Source organism: Elusimicrobium simillimum (genome assembly GCF_049639735.1).
Classification (GTDB): domain Bacteria; phylum Elusimicrobiota; class Elusimicrobia; order Elusimicrobiales; family Elusimicrobiaceae; genus Elusimicrobium; species Elusimicrobium simillimum.
Genome location: NZ_JBEVVA010000003.1, coordinates 1,467,322 through 1,482,611, shown reverse-complemented (window position 1 = coordinate 1,482,611; position 15,290 = coordinate 1,467,322). Strand labels below are relative to the sequence as shown.

At 43.5% G+C, this 15,290-nt stretch carries 13 protein-coding genes; 6 read left to right on the top strand and 7 right to left on the bottom strand.

Annotated features, from left to right (window positions below; all coding sequences use genetic code 11):
• Nucleotides 1-15: 15 nt before the first annotated feature.
• The 4 genes from AAIR98_RS07715 to rbr all read left to right on the top strand — a co-directional run bounded on the left by AAIR98_RS07715 (nt 16) and on the right by rbr (nt 2,272).
• A complete protein-coding gene (locus AAIR98_RS07715; protein ID WP_423971614.1) occupies nt 16-933 on the top strand; it encodes a PstS family phosphate ABC transporter substrate-binding protein in 918 nt (305 codons plus the stop codon).
• Nucleotides 921-1,220, top strand: coding sequence for a type 2 periplasmic-binding domain-containing protein (locus AAIR98_RS07710; RefSeq protein WP_423971613.1), 300 nt, complete (start codon nt 921-923; stop codon nt 1,218-1,220). Before AAIR98_RS07715 ends, AAIR98_RS07710 begins: the two co-directional genes overlap by 13 nt.
• Nucleotides 1,221-1,340: 120 nt before the next feature.
• The gene (locus AAIR98_RS07705) at nt 1,341-1,727 is read left to right on the top strand and encodes a Fur family transcriptional regulator (RefSeq protein ID WP_423971612.1); all 387 of its coding nucleotides are present in this window, start codon (nt 1,341-1,343) and stop codon (nt 1,725-1,727) included.
• 2 nt (nt 1,728-1,729) lie between these two features.
• Nucleotides 1,730-2,272: a rubrerythrin gene (gene rbr, locus AAIR98_RS07700; RefSeq protein WP_423971611.1), complete on the top strand. Its 543-nt coding sequence runs from the start codon at nt 1,730-1,732 to the stop codon at nt 2,270-2,272.
• Between the two features lie 64 nt (nt 2,273-2,336).
• Here rbr and AAIR98_RS07695 read toward each other — a convergent pair whose 3' ends face one another.
• The 5 genes from AAIR98_RS07695 to AAIR98_RS07675 all read right to left on the bottom strand — a co-directional run bounded on the left by AAIR98_RS07695 (nt 2,337) and on the right by AAIR98_RS07675 (nt 11,586).
• Nucleotides 2,337-4,034: a DUF2207 domain-containing protein gene (locus tag AAIR98_RS07695; protein WP_423971610.1), complete on the bottom strand. Its 1,698-nt coding sequence runs from the start codon at nt 4,032-4,034 to the stop codon at nt 2,337-2,339.
• Complete coding sequence (locus tag AAIR98_RS07690; protein ID WP_423971609.1) at nt 4,034-4,744, bottom strand: DNA alkylation repair protein; 711 nt, start codon at nt 4,742-4,744, stop codon at nt 4,034-4,036. Before AAIR98_RS07690 ends, AAIR98_RS07695 begins: the two co-directional genes overlap by 1 nt.
• 401 nt (nt 4,745-5,145) lie before the next feature.
• Nucleotides 5,146-9,606, bottom strand: coding sequence for a carbamoyl-phosphate synthase (glutamine-hydrolyzing) large subunit (gene carB, locus AAIR98_RS07685; RefSeq protein WP_423971608.1), 4,461 nt, complete (start codon nt 9,604-9,606; stop codon nt 5,146-5,148).
• Nucleotides 9,607-10,002: 396 nt separating this feature from the next.
• A complete protein-coding gene (locus AAIR98_RS07680; protein WP_423971607.1) occupies nt 10,003-10,704 on the bottom strand; it encodes a hypothetical protein in 702 nt (233 codons plus the stop codon).
• A gap of 180 nt (nt 10,705-10,884) precedes the next feature.
• Nucleotides 10,885-11,586, bottom strand: a complete 702-nt coding sequence (locus tag AAIR98_RS07675) for a hypothetical protein (protein ID WP_423971606.1) — start codon at nt 11,584-11,586, stop codon at nt 10,885-10,887.
• A gap of 256 nt (nt 11,587-11,842) precedes the next feature.
• On the opposite strand from AAIR98_RS07675, the gene AAIR98_RS07670 reads away from it, so the two are divergent.
• Both AAIR98_RS07670 and AAIR98_RS07665 read left to right on the top strand, forming a co-directional pair.
• The gene (locus AAIR98_RS07670) at nt 11,843-12,589 is read left to right on the top strand and encodes a hypothetical protein (protein ID WP_423971605.1); all 747 of its coding nucleotides are present in this window, start codon (nt 11,843-11,845) and stop codon (nt 12,587-12,589) included.
• Nucleotides 12,579-13,334, top strand: a complete 756-nt coding sequence (locus tag AAIR98_RS07665) for a hypothetical protein (protein ID WP_423971604.1) — start codon at nt 12,579-12,581, stop codon at nt 13,332-13,334. The genes AAIR98_RS07670 and AAIR98_RS07665 overlap by 11 nt, the downstream gene beginning before the upstream one ends.
• Before the next feature lie 5 nt (nt 13,335-13,339).
• On the opposite strand, the gene AAIR98_RS07660 is transcribed toward AAIR98_RS07665, so the two are convergent.
• Nucleotides 13,340-13,876 carry an epoxyqueuosine reductase QueH gene (locus AAIR98_RS07660; RefSeq protein WP_423971603.1) on the bottom strand — a complete coding sequence of 179 codons (537 nt, stop codon included), beginning with the start codon at nt 13,874-13,876 and terminating at the stop codon, nt 13,340-13,342.
• Nucleotides 13,869-15,185 carry a Na+/H+ antiporter NhaC family protein gene (locus tag AAIR98_RS07655; protein WP_423971602.1) on the bottom strand — a complete coding sequence of 439 codons (1,317 nt, stop codon included), beginning with the start codon at nt 15,183-15,185 and terminating at the stop codon, nt 13,869-13,871. Before AAIR98_RS07655 ends, AAIR98_RS07660 begins: the two co-directional genes overlap by 8 nt.
• Nucleotides 15,186-15,290: the final 105 nt, after the last annotated feature.

Sequence of the window (15,290 nt, the reverse complement as noted above, 5' to 3'; positions counted from 1 at the left end):
GTATATAATAATCATATGACACTTACTAAACAACAAAAAATAGCTATAAAAATAACCCTTTCAATTGTGGGCCTGCCGCTGATGGCGGTGGTTTTCTTTTGGGCGTTTATACTGGCGGCTTTTGGCGGCGATAATTTTTATATTTTTACAGTTTTGGCTATGGCGCCGCTGACAGCTATCGCTTACCTTATGCTTTTGTTTTATAAGAGGGGCCGCGTGGCCACAGCGTTAATTTACGGCGGGCTTATTATTATATGCGCGGGTGTATTGGGCACACATGAGTATCTTGAACACAAATATTTCAGCACGCCGCGGCTTTCCGTGCAGGATTTTGACTTAAAAGACTACAGGCCTTTTGAAGGGGCAAAGGTTGCCGTGCTTGACGGTGTGCCCACAATTAAATTTGATAAAGACTGGCCTAAACTGGACGGCGCTACTGCCATGTACCCGATATATTCAGCCTTTGCCCAGGCTTTATACCCCAAGGATAAAGTGCTAAGCATGAGGCCCGTAACAACCCGAAGCCGCTACAATAACGGCGAGCTGGTAGAGTGCAGCAACACGCCCTACGCATATAAATCTTTAATAAAAGGGCAAACAGATATTATTTTTGTGGCGGGTCCATCGGAAAGCCAGCTTAAAGAAGCGCGTGACGCTGGCGTAACTTTTAACCTTACCCCAATAGGCAAAGAGGCTTTTGTATTTTTTGTTAATATCCAAAACCCTGTGGACAACCTTACCTTACAGCAGGTAAAAGATATTTACGCCGGACGCATTACAAACTGGCGTGAGGTTGGCGGGCCTAAGCAGCGTATAAGAGCGTTCCAGCGGCCTGAGAACAGCGGCAGCCAAACCGCCCTTGAAAACCTGATGAAAGGCGATAAAATAATGAAAGCCCCTACCGAGGACCGCCCGCCGGCATGGGCGGCATAATAAAAGAAGTGGCCGAGTACAGGAATTTTGAAAGCGCGGTAGGCTTCTCCTTCCGTTTCTTCTTAACCAGTATGGTGGCCGATGATAAAGTAAAAATGCTTAAGATTAACGGCGTTTACCCTTCTGAAACTAATGTAAAGAACGGCGTTTACCCGCTGTCGGCGGAGTTTTACGCGGTGACTACCGATAAGCTGGCCAACCCAAACGCGGATAAACTGATTAACTGGATACTCTCGCCGCAAGGCCAAGAGCTTGTGCGTAAATCAGGCTACACACCTATTAAGTAACTTATTATTTTGATAAACCCCCTCTAAATGCAGAGGGGGTTTTATTTTTAAGTAAGGACTTGACAAAAGCTTATTTATTTATAATACTAGTAATAGTTACTATTACTGATAAGGTGAGTTATGAGATACTCCAAACAAAGAGAAATAATTTTAGAAGCTTTAAAAGCCAACGCCGTGCACCCAACGGCGGACCATATTTACGGCCTGCTTAAACCAACCAACCCGGAGCTTAGCCTGGGTACGGTTTACAGAAATTTAAAACAACTTTCGGGGGAAGGAACGATAAGACGCATCAGCGGCTTGGGTAATAGTGAGCACTTCGATCATAACACATATGAACACGCGCATTTTATATGCGAGGAGTGCTCTACAATTTACGACATTGATTTGCCCGCCAACTTCGCGGCAGTAGTGAAAGAGGCGGCAAAGCAAGGTCTTAATATAAAGTCGGGCGAGTTTGTAGCCCGCGGTATTTGTAAGAATTGCGAAGAAAAAAAGAGGAGCTAACTATGAAAGAACTGAAAGGAACAAAAACGGAAAAAAATCTTCAAATAGCGTTTGCCGGTGAGTCACAGGCAAGAATGAAATATGGCTACTACGCCAAAAAAGCTAAGGAAGAGGGCTATATTCAGATAGCTAAAATTTTTAAAGAAACAGCCAAAAATGAGCGCGAGCACGCCAAGTTATGGTTTAAACTGCTGCACGGCGGGGATATCCCGGCAACATTAGCCAACTTAGAAGACGCCGCCAACGGCGAAAACTACGAGTGGACAGATATGTACGCCAATATGGCTAAAGACGCCAAAGAAGAAGGCTTTAACGACATTGCTTTCCTCTTTGAGAAAGTAGCCAAAATTGAAAAGGAACATGAGGAAAGATACAGAACATTGTTCAAAAATATTGAAGACGGCAAAGTGTTTAAACGCGACGGTAAAGAAGTATGGCAGTGCATAAACTGCGGCTTTACCTGCGAAACGCCGGCCGCGCCCGAAGTATGCCCTGTTTGCAAATACTCCAAGGCCTACTTTGAAATAAGAAAGATTAACTATTAAGTTTATTATGGAACTTAGTTAAAAGCCCCGCAATTATTTGCGGGGCTTTTTGTATGTAAAACTTTTATCTCCCGCGGCCGCCGCCACCGCCTCTGCCGCCGCCTGACCTTCCACCGCCGCCGCTGCCGCGCCCGCTGCTCCACCCGCCGGAGCTGGAACCGGAACTTCTGTTTTGCGCGTTTATATAGGAGCTTCTTGCTTTGCGCAGCGATGAGTATATGCCGTATGAAACAAGGCCTCTGCCTACATTTTTACCAATGCCGCGCCTGTTTACAACTTCTTGCACTTCGGCTGATTTTAAGATGGGCTCAAAGTGTTTATGCCATTTGCTTTCCATGTCCAGCGCTATTGCGTAGGGCAGGTAGTCGCAGTAAACCTCGGCGTTGGCGCGCAGGTCTGACTCTCTTATTCTGCCGCCCTCGCCAATTTCAAGGTAGTGTGCAAAGCAGTCTAAATCATACTTTACGTCCCACCCTGCAAGAGTGTATTTGGGCAGTGTATTCATAAATATAACCGCCGCAAAAACGTATACTATAAAAAATATTACCGGCGGATCTACAACAACGTAGCTGTTGGAAAAAGAGCTTAAAAACGCTAAAATAATACCCATTACTATAGCAACTAAAATCTGCATAGAATATGTTGTAAATACAGAGGTAAAAAGCTGTTTGTTTTCTTTGGTTTTGTAGTCAGCTTCTATAGCGTTATTAACCCTTTCAAAAGTCGGCCAGGATTTTTCTGCTATATCAAGCTCAATATTTTGCTTGAACATGATATTAAGAGCGGCCTTTTCATCGCTGCTGAGCATGGGTGCGTCGGGGTTTTTAAGTGTTATTTTTTTGTCAAAAATTTCCACGGCGCCTTTAACGGCCAGGCTGGTTATTATGGTGGATAATGTTGTCATGTCTGCGCATCTTTTGGCTATAAAGCGTGTGTAGCCCGCGCTCATGCCTGGCGGCGGTTCGTAGGCGGCTATTATGGGGCGCTGCTTATACGGGCGCCATATTTTCTTGTGCGCTATGCGGAAGTAAATAATAGAACATATCAGGAGTAGAAACGCCAACGCGCCTTTTATATTTGCCATTAACAGCATTGTGGATTTTTCTTTAAAAGACGGTTCCTTTATTATGCCTTTATAAAACGGTATTGCTACCGTAAGGCCGGAACCGGGTGGCAGCGGCTGCGTGGCCTGAAAAGATAAACTGCCTGTTCTTAAGTAATTGCCGTGGGTATTGCCGCGCGGGCCTGTGTAGACGGATATATCACGTTCTATAACCTCCGCCCCCTCAGGTAATTTTATTGATACCGCGGCGTTTTTTATACTAAAATTCCACGCGTTGCCGGTTACGTTAAAGTAAAGTTCGTCAAAATCCTTATGAAAACCTACCGTGTTTGTAACGGTGTAGTTTAGCACGTATGTGTGCATGCCTTTAGAGATATAATCGTCGTCGCCAAAGTTAACCGCTATAAACGCGCCTTCGCGTTCTATAAAAAACGGGTGGCGTGCGCCGTCCATGGTAAGCGAATTTATTTTATATTTTAAGCCGCCGTCCATAAGGCGGCTGTGTTTATATTTTAGAGGTAAGTCTCTTATGATGCCGCGCCTTATGTTAACGTGTTCAACGTTTAGTTTAATGGTTTCGGTCACATTGGCGCTGCCGTCAGTATTTACTTTAATGTCAGACTGGAACGTTTGTATATATTCCTGCGCGGACAGAGCTGTAGATATAAACAGCGTTAAAATAAGAGCTAATTTCCTCATTATTTCTCCATGGCTTTTTGTTTTAAGTTTTGCGGCATTTTTTCTATGGCGTAACGCAGGGCGGTGCGCGGCATAACGGCCTTGTGTTTTATAACATAATTAAAAACTTCTTTTTGGTGCGCCTGGCTGGCGGCCTTTAACATCCAGCCGTAGCCCTTTTGCACCATGTCGTCGGGGTCTGTAAGCAGGGTATCGGCTATTTCAAATATATCGGGCAGGAACAAACCCTTTCTGGCGGGTAAAATAAGAGTAACGGCTGCGCCGCGTTTTACCCAGCGGTTTTTGCTTTTGGCCCAGGTTTTTAAGTTTGTTATGTAGTGCGGGTATTTTTCCAGCAGGTCAGCCACTGTGTGGTTGCACAGTGTGTCGCAGGTGGCCCAGTTAGTCACGTATTTTTTAACCCAGCGGGCAAAGGTTTTAAAGTCTTTTTCTTCGTATTTATCTTTGGCGTAGTAAGACCAGTTGCAAGCGATAAAGGCCTCTTCCATGTAACCGCTTTGCCAAAGCTTTTCACATAGTTTGAAAATTGTGTTTTTGTTTAGGTTTTTAAGATGTTCTTTGTAGTATTTGCGGGACAGCAGGGTTACGGCGGATATTTTAACCCCGTATATTTTTATTTCTTCTTTAAAAAAGTTCTGCGCGCCGGCTATTGTTTTAGCGTCTGTCATGCTCTTAAGGTCTGCGCGCAGGCTTCTTAGAGTGTCTTCCATAACAATATTATATACAAAACGGCGGCAAATTAATATAGCAATACCCTCTACCTTTTAGGAAAAGTGAGGTAAGCCTGCCGAGCGTGTTAACTAGTTATTACCCTCTCCCTTTTAGGAAAAGTGAGGTAAGCCTGCCGAGCGTGTTAACTAGTTATTACCCTCTCCCTTTTAGGGGAGAGGGCGTGAGCAAAGCGAGCGGGTGAGGGTGATGTACACAAATATTCTGTTGTAAGGTTTATGTTGAAAAACTTATTGTATAAAACCAGTAATACCCTCACCTGCTTTTTTGCATGCTGCTGCGCAGCAAACAACGCAAAAAAACTTCCTCTGCATCTTTATATATGCATGCTACGCTATCCCCTAAGAGGGAGAGGAAATCTTAAATATAGGGACTTTTTATGTTACAAGTGAATAAGTTTTTCTTTTTCGTGCAGCGTTTTGTGTGAGTCAAACGCTTTAAAGTACGCTATAGCTTTTTCTAAGTTAGTCAACAGCGAACAATTGCACTTAACAGCCATTTTTCTTATAAGCGCGTTATACTCAAGCTCGCCAAGCTCCAAACTTTTGTGTACGTTAATTACAAAGTCTACTTTGCGCTCTTTAATAATATCCAGCGGGCTGGTGCCGTGGTGGTAACGCACTGCGGTAGCTTTGTAGCCGTGCTGGTTAAGGTAATCCGCCGTGCCTTTTGTGGCGTAAACAGGCAGGCCGAAGGCATAGACTTGTTTAATAACTTCCATGAATTTGATTTTATCTTTTTCACGCCCGGTGCTTAGCAAAATGCCTTTTTTGGGGCTGTTGATGTGGGTGGACTCCATGGCCAGCAGCATAGCCTCGTTAAAGTTGGCGCCTATGCAGCCAACCTCGCCGGTGGAGGCCATTTCTACGCCTAGCACAGGGTCCGCCCCGTCAAGACGCTGGAAGCTGAACATACTTGCCTTAACACCCGTAAAAGGTATTTCTGACTCGTCCACATAAATCTTGCTAACCTTCTCGCCGTTCATTACTTTGCAGGCAATCTCGGCCAGGTTCTGGCCAGATACCTTGGTGATAAACGGGAAAGAGCGTGAGGCGCGCGCGTTACATTCTATAACCTTAACGTCATTATCTTTGGCTATAAACTGTATGTTGAAAGGGCCGTTAAGGTTAAGCCCTTTGGCAATTTTACGCACTATGTCTCTGATAGAATTTGCTGTTTTGGTGTAGATTTTTTCAGCGGGGAAAACCATGGTAGCGTCGCCGCTGTGCACGCCGGCGTTTTCAACGTGTTCGGAGATGAACGATACCACAACTTCGCCGTTTTTGGCCACGCCGTCGCACTCAATTTCTCTGGCGTCCTGTATAAACTGTGAGAGCACCACAGGGTAGTCCGCCGAAATGTCTTTAGTAAGCGACAGGTAATGGTCAAGTGACTTTTGGTCGCTTGCTACGTTCATAAGTGTGCCCGAAAGCACGAAACTCGGGCGTATGAGCACCGGGAAGCCGACCGTCTTAATAAACGCGTCCACCTCACGCCTGGAGGCGGCGGAAGTCCATTTAGGCTGGTCTATATTTAAGGCGTCCAGTATGGCGGAAAACTTTGTTCTGTTCTCGGCTTTTTCTACTGTATCATAGCTGTGGCCCAATATGTTAACGCCCACACTGCTTAGATATGGGGTAAGGTTATTGGGATTTTGCCCGCCCATGCACGCCACTACGCCTTTGGGGGACTCTATGTCTATAATATCCATAACACGCTCAAAAGACAGCTCTTCAAAATACAAGCGGTCAGAGGTGTTAAAGTCAGTTGACACTGTTTCGGGGTTGCAGTTGATAATAATACTGTCGTCTTTTTGCTGTTTAAAATACCTGCTGGTCATGACGGAGCACCAGTCAAACTCCAAGCTGCTGCCTATACGGTAAGAGCCCGAGCCCAGCGTGACAACGCTTTTGCCTTTTTTAGGCGTGCTTATGTCATTGTGCGTGCCGTCGTATGTAAGGTAAAGGTAGTTGGACTTGGTGGCATACTCGGCAGACGTGGTGTCAATCTGTTTGACAACAGGAGTAACGCCGCGTTTTTTACGCAGGTTTCTTAGGCCCAGTGATAAAGCGTTAATTTCTTTAACGGTAAATTTCTGCTTGGGCATTACTGTTGTAAGAAAAACTTTTGTCAGCTGGTAGTCAGAAAACCCTCTGCTTTTTAAACGCCTTAGGTATTCGTTATCAGCGGCTGAGAAGTGTTTTTCTATATCTTTAGCCGTAAGTTTCTTTGGCACTTTAGCGCCTTTGAAAAATGTTCTTAACTCGCCCTCAAGTTTGGCCAAGTAAAAAAGATGGCTTAAAAACCAGGGTTCAATTTTACTTTTGTTGTGCACTTCCTTGGCGGAGTAACCCCTTTTAAAAAGTTCGTATATGGCGAATATTCTTAGGTTTGTAGGGTTAGAAAGTTCTTTAAGCAGTTCTTTGTCGGGGGAGCCCGTAAAAATATCTTTAGTTATGCCTTCTTCGTCTTCCTGCACCATGCGAAGGGCCTTTTGGGTAACCTCGCAAAAGTTTCTGCCTATGGACATTACTTCGCCAACTGACTTCATTTGCGTGCCAAGCTCCTTGGATACGCCGCTGAATTTTTTAAGGTCCCAGCGGGGTACTTTTAGGGTGACATAGTCTAAAGACGGCTCATAAAAAGCTGATGTTGTCTGCGTAACGGGGTTTTTAAGTTCCAACAGTTCAAACCCGCACACCACTTTGGCCGCCACAAACGCTATCGGGTAGCCTGTAGCCTTACTGGCTAAAGCGCTGGAGCGTGAAAGGCGGGCGTTAATTTCAATAACATAATATTCCAGCGTAAAAGGAGAGAGCGCGAACTGTACGTTACACTCGCCCACTACGCCTATGCTTTTAACAATGTTAAGCGCGGCGTCGCGCAGCATATTATTTTCTTTATTATTAAGCGTTTGGCACGGCGCTATAACTATAGAGTCGCCGGTATGTATGCCCATAGGGTCAAAGTTTTCCATATTACAAATGGTAATACAGTTGCCGCGTGAGTCACGCATAACTTCATACTCAATCTCTTTCCAGCCGTGGAGAGACTTTTCTATCAAAATCTGCGGGCTGGATGTGAGCGCGGAAAGGGCTAATTTTTCCAGCTGTTCCGGTGTTTCGGCCAAGCCGCTGCCCAGGCCGCCAAGCGCGTAGGCGCTGCGGGTAATAACTGGGTAGCCTATTTGCTTGGCTATTTTTAAAGCGTCGGCCACTGTCTCCACCGCTTTGCTTGGGGGGGTGGGTACCGCAATCTCCGCCATGCGTTTAGAAAATAAATCTCTGTCTTCAGACATTTCTAAAGACGGCACCTGTGTGCCTAAAACTTTAACGCCGTACTTTTTAAGTATGCCTTTATTTTCTAATTCTATTACGCAATTAAGCGATGTTTGCCCGCCAAAGCCCGCTATTATGGCTGCGGGGCGTTCGGCCTTAATTATCTTTTCTATCCAAAAGGGCGTAACGGGGTAAAGATAAACTTTTTTATTTGGCGCGGGGTTTGTCTGCACAGAGGCTATGTTGGGGTTAAGTACTATAACCTCCAGCCCTTCCTCTTCCAAGGCTTTTATAGCCTGAGAGCCTGAATAGTCAAACTCGCCCGCCTGGCCTATGGAAAGCGCGCCCGAACCAAGCAGCAGCACCTTTTGTTTTTTACCTTTTTTAGGTTGTAAGAAGTTTAAGATAGGCATATTATTTTTTACCCCTTTTTTAACTAGACCGATAAAGTCCTTAAGTATCCAGGCGGTGTCGTTAGGGCCGCCGGAGGCTTCCGGGTGGAATTGTGTGGACATAAAAGGTTTGGTTTTATGTTTTAAACCTTCTACGCTAAGGTCGTTAGCGTTTTCAAACCAAATAACCCAGTCTTTAGGTAAATGTTTTTTGTCTACCTCAAAGCTGTGATTTTGGCTGGTTATAAAAGCTTTTTTGGTTTTAACGTCAAACACAGGCTGGTTAAGGCTGCGGTGGCCGCGGGTAAGTTTTTTGGTTTTGGCGCCGGCGGCAAGTGCCAGTATTTGGTGGCCCAGGCATATGCCAAGCACCGGGGTTTTGCCTTTAAGCAGGCCTTTTACGCGGGCTATAACGTCGCCGGTATTAGCGGGGTCGCCGGGGCCGTTGCTAAGCACCCAGCCGTCTGTTTTAACTTTGGTTAAATCTGTATCCCACGGGTAAACCGTGACGGTGCAGCCCTGTTCAACAAGCAGGCGGATAATGTTGCGCTTTACACCAAAGTCGAGCAGCGCTATATTTGTTTTGCCTTTGCCAAGTTTAACGGGTTCTTTGACTGAGACTGACGGCATAAGATTGTATTTGGAAGGGTTAACAAAGTCCGTCTTTTTAAAATGCTTAAGAAAGTCAAACTTTGTATTGTTATACTCCGCTTTGCCCTCGGGCACGATGCGGCCGAACAGTGGGCCCTTGGAGTCGCGTATCATTTGTACCAGGTAGCGTGTGTCTACGCCCGCTATGCCGGGCACGCCGTTCTCGACCATCCAGGTTTGCAGGTTTTTGCCTTTTTCGTAGTGAAAACAGTCGTCAAACGTGTCTGACACTATTATGCCCTGCGTTTTTATACTTTCGCTTTCGTGGCCCGTAGTACTAAAAAAATCCCCTTCCGAAAGGGAGGGGATGCCGTAGTTTCCAATTAATGAAAAACTAAAAACTAAAATTTGTCCGAGATAAGAAGGGTCTGTCATGGCCTCGCTGTAGGCCAGCATACCGGTGGAAAAAACCATCTCACCGCTTACAGCAGCCGGGGCTCCTATAAGGCGTCCTTCCATCTTTATCCCGTTAGAAAGTTCTAACGTGGCTTTTTTATATTCTTTTTTAAGTTGTTTTTTCATAAGAAAAGATGTTTAAGTACTTATTACCTTAAACTTCCATATCTTAACAAATTTTTTACTATGTTGTAAAATTAACGTCTGGAAGATATTTTTAATTCGCTTCGCGTCCCGGCTATTTCGCTCTCTGCGTTCGCTCGGGTTTCAATAAGCGGAAAGGAATTTCTTCGGCCTTTGGCAAAATTTTGACTTTCTTATTTTCACCACACCCACCGTGTTGCCCGCACCAAGTGTGGTGAAAATAAGAAAGTCAAAATTTTACTCAAAATCCTGTGAAATTCAGTAACACAACAGCATTTATAAAGACAACGGCACTTATAACGGCATAAAAATTCTTACATAAAAAAACACCGGGGAGTGTGTGGCCCCGGTGTTGTGTGTGTGGTAGTCTTAACTTAATTACTTTCCGGCTCTCGCAACATTTATTTGTGCAACTTCAAGACCTGCGAAAATATTGTATTTAACCTTTTCATTGGCTTGCGCGTGCGCTTTCTCAACGCTTACAAAGATGTCTTTGATTTGTGTGTGTTTTACAATTAAGGCCGAGTGGTTTTTGTTGCCTGCTTCCGCGCGGTACGCGTTAAGTAAAGCGTGGTAAGCGGGGATAGCGGGGTTGGGGTTGGCCAAGCGGTCGGCCAATTTTGCGGCTGTGTTTAACGGGGCCGCTTCCTTTTCCGCTAAGAATAAAGCAACGTCTACTCTGCCGTCGGCAATCGCTCTTTCAAAGGCGGTTACTTTGCTTTGGGTGTCTTTGGTTGTGGTAAGAAATTTTTTGTAATTTCTGTAGGCGTCTGAAGTTACTGTGGAGTTAGCGGGCGCTCTGTCCTGGTAGCCGGCGTAGTGGATTCTTACATTTTTTTCTTCTTGTTTTAAATAGGCTGCTGTAAGAGCTTCTGCGGTGCCTCTATTTTTGGCTACGTGGAATAATGTCTGGCCTTTGTCATTTTTTGCGGTCGCTATATTAATAGAAGATAATATATCACCAAAGGCGGCGCCTGACGCTGCGCGTTCAAATGCTGTTTCAACGTTTCCTGCGAAAACGCTTGCGGCAACTAATGTTGCGGCTACTGCTGTCACTGTTTTAGCTATGATGTTTCTCATGTTTTGCTCCTCTGCGTTTTTAGTATATAAAGTAAAATTTAATTAACTTCATAGTTATATTATCCCATTTGATTTTACGTCGTGCAATAAAAAAGAGTGCCTAAAAAAAAGTCCTACGTTTTTATGTGTTTTTTATTTATTTTTAATTAAAAAGCCCCAGTTGTTAACCGGGGCTTTTTGCTATTGTTTGTAGTAAAGTATGTCCTCTCCCGTGAATGGCTCCCCGGAGCCTTTCATCATTGTTTTAAAGAACCTCGCGCCTTTTACAAGCACGTTTTCATTATTTTTTACACTTTCCTTTTTAGTGAAAACCTTTTTTATTTCAGGTTTATCCGCCAGGTCAGACGCTTTGCGGTTATAGTCATCTTTCATATTAATCTTGTCTGCGTACTTATTTACCAGCGCTTCATATACGGGCACGGTGTCCGCGCCTACTCTAAAGGATATATAGGCCGCCTCATGCAGCGGGTATACCTCATATTTGGCGTAAAATAAAGCAAGGTCAAACTTTTTGTTGGTTATAGCCTTCTGGTAAGGTGTAAGTGCGCTAAAGCTGGGTGATGATATTAAAGATTGCATTTCTTTAACGTCCGCAATAATCTTGTCTTTATACTTCTGCCCGGGTCTTGCGGGTCTTTTGCCCAAAAGTTCTGTATGTTTTTTGGCCAATTTTTCCGCTGTGTACGCGTTTGGCACCATGTGGTAGAGACTTTCCCCAAGTTTATTTTTTGTCCCAATGTTCTCCAGCGTAACGCTGTTGATAAAGTTGTCTCCGCCTTGCTTAGCAAGGGCAAACAACTGGTCTGTCGAGTTGGCGTATGACGCCGCGGCGGTAAGTAGCGTTATGCAAAGCGCCGCCAGTATCCCTTTTATTTTTTTCATTTTATTACCTCTTGGTTTTATGGATTACGTAAAATTGTTTACAGTTGTTGTATAGGGGGGAAATGCTGTTGTGATGCTTGTTGTATATATATTATTATCCCATTTTAGCCGCCGCCCTACAATAAAAAAGAGTGCCCAAAAAAAAGACCTATGTTTTTAGGTTTAATAATAAAATTAAATGACAGCAAATATTAAACTTTGCTATAGTTTATTTGTGCATAGACAGAATTGCACACTATAATGGAGAAGCTTTATTATGAATAAACAAGATTTACGTTTTTTATCAATACAATTTGCAATTTTTTTAAAGGAACCAGTAGAAGATAATATTTTGAAATTGGGTAATGATATGGAATCTTTGCTTAAAAAAGCTTTTGCTAAACACAATTTTATAGGTACAGTGCCTCCTGATGATAAAGATGCGCAGCCGCAGTATAAACAACTGTTATTTTTACAAAATACTGGAATAGATGATATTGATTCTATAAGATTAAGAGTTGCTAGCAGAAGAATTAATCTTGCAATAATAAAGAATGATGCTACGGTTAATACAAAGGAATTGGCGGAGTACTCTGAGCCAATTTCAGAGTTTATTATAAGTTTGGGAAATTGTATAGGTGGTTTCAATACAATTGAAAAAATGGGTAGTATTGTTGACTATATGGTATTTACAGATACTCCTGTAGAATATTTAAATCAAGGGATATTAAAAGGCAAGTTTAACAAGCCTGTTAAAGAACTTAAAACAAGCCGGGAATTTGATAGCCCGCGCAGGGAGAAGTATAGTGAGATAATGCGTGTGTGGGAAGCTTCGTACACTCCTGTAAGAAGCGCTGAAAAAAAGGAAAAAATACGCAATCTGGGTATACAGAAAGAACTTGTTTGTCCACCCAAAACTACGCAATTGTTTAGAGAAGAAAATATATTAAATTTTACACAGGAAAGTTTAGCATTCTTTAATACGCAAAACATTGTTGAGGATATAAATTTATATGCAGAATAATAGTGAGGCCGTAGATCTTTATCCCGATACTGCTAATGCTGGGGGCAGCGTTGCTTCTGCGCCGGACCCGGGCGCAGAGAAGGCGCTTGATAAGACGCATGTTGATCAGCTCTCTGGTAAAATAACTGAAACAAATAATAAGATTAATGACCTTTCTGGAACACTGTTTAAGACTAAACGTGAAATTGTAAAATTTAGAAGCTCTACAATACAAGGTTTGGGTATATTTGTAGCTTTTATAACTTTTATATCTGCCAACGTTACCATATTCCCAAAAGTAACTTCGGTTACGCAAGGTATTGTTTTTATGTTTTTAATGCTTTGCGCTATGATAATATTTCTATATTTTCTTGGTCTTGTTTTACATAGAAAAACTATGGTTTTAAAAACCAAAAGTATCATAATTCTTATTTTAGTTGCTGCTGGCGTAGGAACGGTTGGAGCATTGGCTTTTTTCTTTTTAGAAAAGAAATTTGTAAACACTTTTGAAACCTCAAAATTAGAAGAGCTTGTAAAAGAAAGGGTGGATAAAAAAATAGACGGTGAACTGGATAATATAGTTGCCGCGGTTGTTGAGCAATATAATATGCAAAACGATGCTAAAACACAATTTATTGTTAATAAAAGAAATGCAGAATTAGGCATTGTTATTGGCGATTCTGTTAAAAAAGAGTTTGAAAAAAGGGATTTGCAGATAAGTCAGGGCAGGCCGCGCTTAACAGTAAAAACCTCACCAAATAAATAAAATCACTACCTCCTTCTAGAAAACTCGCACCCGCAGTAGGTTTGATTATATATATTGTCTTCTTTTACAAGGGCGCGTCTTCTTTCTTCCAGGCCGTTTTTGCGCCAGTTGGTATTGTCGTAAGGTACGCCAAGTTCGGCGGCAATTTCCGCCGCTATCATGTTAACATCTTCCAAATTTTTATATTTTGACACGCCAAGCACGCTGGTAAACGTGTCAAACCCGTTTGCTTTTGCGTACGCCGCCGCGCGGGCCAGGCGGTAGCGGAAGCACTTGCGGCATCTTTCCCCGCGCTCAGGTTCGTTCTCCAGTCCTTTTATATACTCCAGCCAGGCGCCGTTATCATAATCTAAGTCTATAAACGGCACGCTGTACTTTTGGCACAGGCGCATGTTTTCCTGCTTACGTTTTTCATATTCTGTCTGCGGCATAATGTTGGGGTTATAAAACAGTACAGTAAAGTCTTTATTATCTTTATAAAGGCTTTCTATTACAGCGCATGAGCACGGCGCACAGCAGGAAAGTAAAAGTGTTTTAGGCATGTTCTTTTTTATGTTCCGCCCTTACTCTTTTAGGCAGACCCAGCACTATGGCGCCCAGCACCGCTATACCTAAGAAGTACGGGTAATATAAATATTTCATAATTTGTATCGGCGAAATAGCCGCCAGCGCCGCCGCCATAAGCAGCTGCGCGCCGTACGGTATTATGCCTTGCACAAAGCAGGAGGTTATGTCTAGCAAGCTTGCGCTGCGGTTGGCGGGTATTTTAAATTTTACCGCTATATCTTTTGCTATAGGCCCCGCCATTACCAGCGCTATTGTATTATTTGCCGTGCACAGGTTGGCAAAGCCCACCAGGCCCGCTATGCTTAGCTCCGCGCCTTTTTTAGACTGTATATGTTTGGTAAGTTTATTTATTATCCACTCTATACCGCCGTTGGCGCGTATAGCCTCAAACATACCGCCCGCTAGTAACGTTACTATAATAAGCTCGCCCATGCCCAAAATGCCTTCGCCCATGGCGCCCGTCCAGCCCCACAGGTTAAACGCGCCCGTAAGCACGCCTATCAGGCCCGCCAGTATTGTGCCTGTTAAAAGTACCAGCATCACATTCACGCCCATAATTGCTATTGCAAGCACCACAATGTAGGGTATAACTTTCAGCCATTCTATATTTTCAACAGTGTATGGCGTAAGCGAGTTTTTTGCCATAAAAAAGTAAATAATTGTTGTAAGTATTGCAAATGGCACAACTATGCGGAAGTTAGTTTTAAATTTATCTATCATCTTACACCCCTGCGTACGGGTAGCCACAATAGTTGTGTCTGATATAAAAGACAGATTGTCGCCAAACATGGCCCCGCCTACTACGGTTGCCGTCATAAAGGGTATGCTGATATCTGTTTTTGCCGCAATACCCACAGCCACGGGTACCAGCGCCACAATTGTACCAACGGACGTACCTACAGACATAGATATAAAACACGCCGCTATAAACAGTCCCGGCGCCAGCAGTGAAGGGGGCAGCGCCGCTAAAATAAGGTTAACCGTAGCGTTTACGGACCCCATATTTTTGGTTGTCTGCGCGAAGGCGCCCGCCATTATAAAAATAAGCACCATCAGCATAATATTATGGTTAGCCGCGCCTTGGCAAAAAACTTCTACCTTATCATTAATATGTTTGCCTCTTATCATTACTATAGCCACAACGCTGGCTATAAGGAACGCTACTGTTATAGGCATTTTGTAAAAATCGCCCGCTATTATTGAAACCGCAAGATAAGAAAATAAAAATACCGCCAGCGGCGCCAGCGCCCAAAAGTTTGGTTTAGGGGTAGAGTTTTCTGTCATAAAAATCCTTTATAAATGTTATATTCTTATATTATATAAATTAGCCGGGCCCGCTAGAATATTTTTTGATAAGCATTTATTACCGTAGAGGTGGAGCTTGTCTCC

What these genes read in the sequence shown, in the direction of transcription:
- AAIR98_RS07680 (WP_423971607.1), bottom strand. Translation starts at nt 10,704, where the DNA reads ATGAGAAACATCATAGCTAAAACAGTGACAGCAGTAGCCGCAACATTA.
- AAIR98_RS07705 (WP_423971612.1), top strand. Translation starts at nt 1,341, where the DNA reads ATGAGATACTCCAAACAAAGAGAAATAATTTTAGAAGCTTTAAAAGCC.
- rbr (WP_423971611.1), top strand. Translation starts at nt 1,730, where the DNA reads ATGAAAGAACTGAAAGGAACAAAAACGGAAAAAAATCTTCAAATAGCG.
- AAIR98_RS07715 (WP_423971614.1), top strand. Translation starts at nt 16, where the DNA reads ATGACACTTACTAAACAACAAAAAATAGCTATAAAAATAACCCTTTCA.
- AAIR98_RS07660 (WP_423971603.1), bottom strand. Translation starts at nt 13,876, where the DNA reads ATGCCTAAAACACTTTTACTTTCCTGCTGTGCGCCGTGCTCATGCGCT.
- AAIR98_RS07710 (WP_423971613.1), top strand. Translation starts at nt 921, where the DNA reads ATGGGCGGCATAATAAAAGAAGTGGCCGAGTACAGGAATTTTGAAAGC.
- AAIR98_RS07690 (WP_423971609.1), bottom strand. Translation starts at nt 4,744, where the DNA reads ATGGAAGACACTCTAAGAAGCCTGCGCGCAGACCTTAAGAGCATGACA.
- AAIR98_RS07675 (WP_423971606.1), bottom strand. Translation starts at nt 11,586, where the DNA reads ATGAAAAAAATAAAAGGGATACTGGCGGCGCTTTGCATAACGCTACTT.
- AAIR98_RS07655 (WP_423971602.1), bottom strand. Translation starts at nt 15,185, where the DNA reads ATGACAGAAAACTCTACCCCTAAACCAAACTTTTGGGCGCTGGCGCCG.
- AAIR98_RS07695 (WP_423971610.1), bottom strand. Translation starts at nt 4,034, where the DNA reads ATGAGGAAATTAGCTCTTATTTTAACGCTGTTTATATCTACAGCTCTG.
- AAIR98_RS07665 (WP_423971604.1), top strand. Translation starts at nt 12,579, where the DNA reads ATGCAGAATAATAGTGAGGCCGTAGATCTTTATCCCGATACTGCTAAT.
- carB (WP_423971608.1), bottom strand. Translation starts at nt 9,606, where the DNA reads ATGAAAAAACAACTTAAAAAAGAATATAAAAAAGCCACGTTAGAACTT.
- AAIR98_RS07670 (WP_423971605.1), top strand. Translation starts at nt 11,843, where the DNA reads ATGAATAAACAAGATTTACGTTTTTTATCAATACAATTTGCAATTTTT.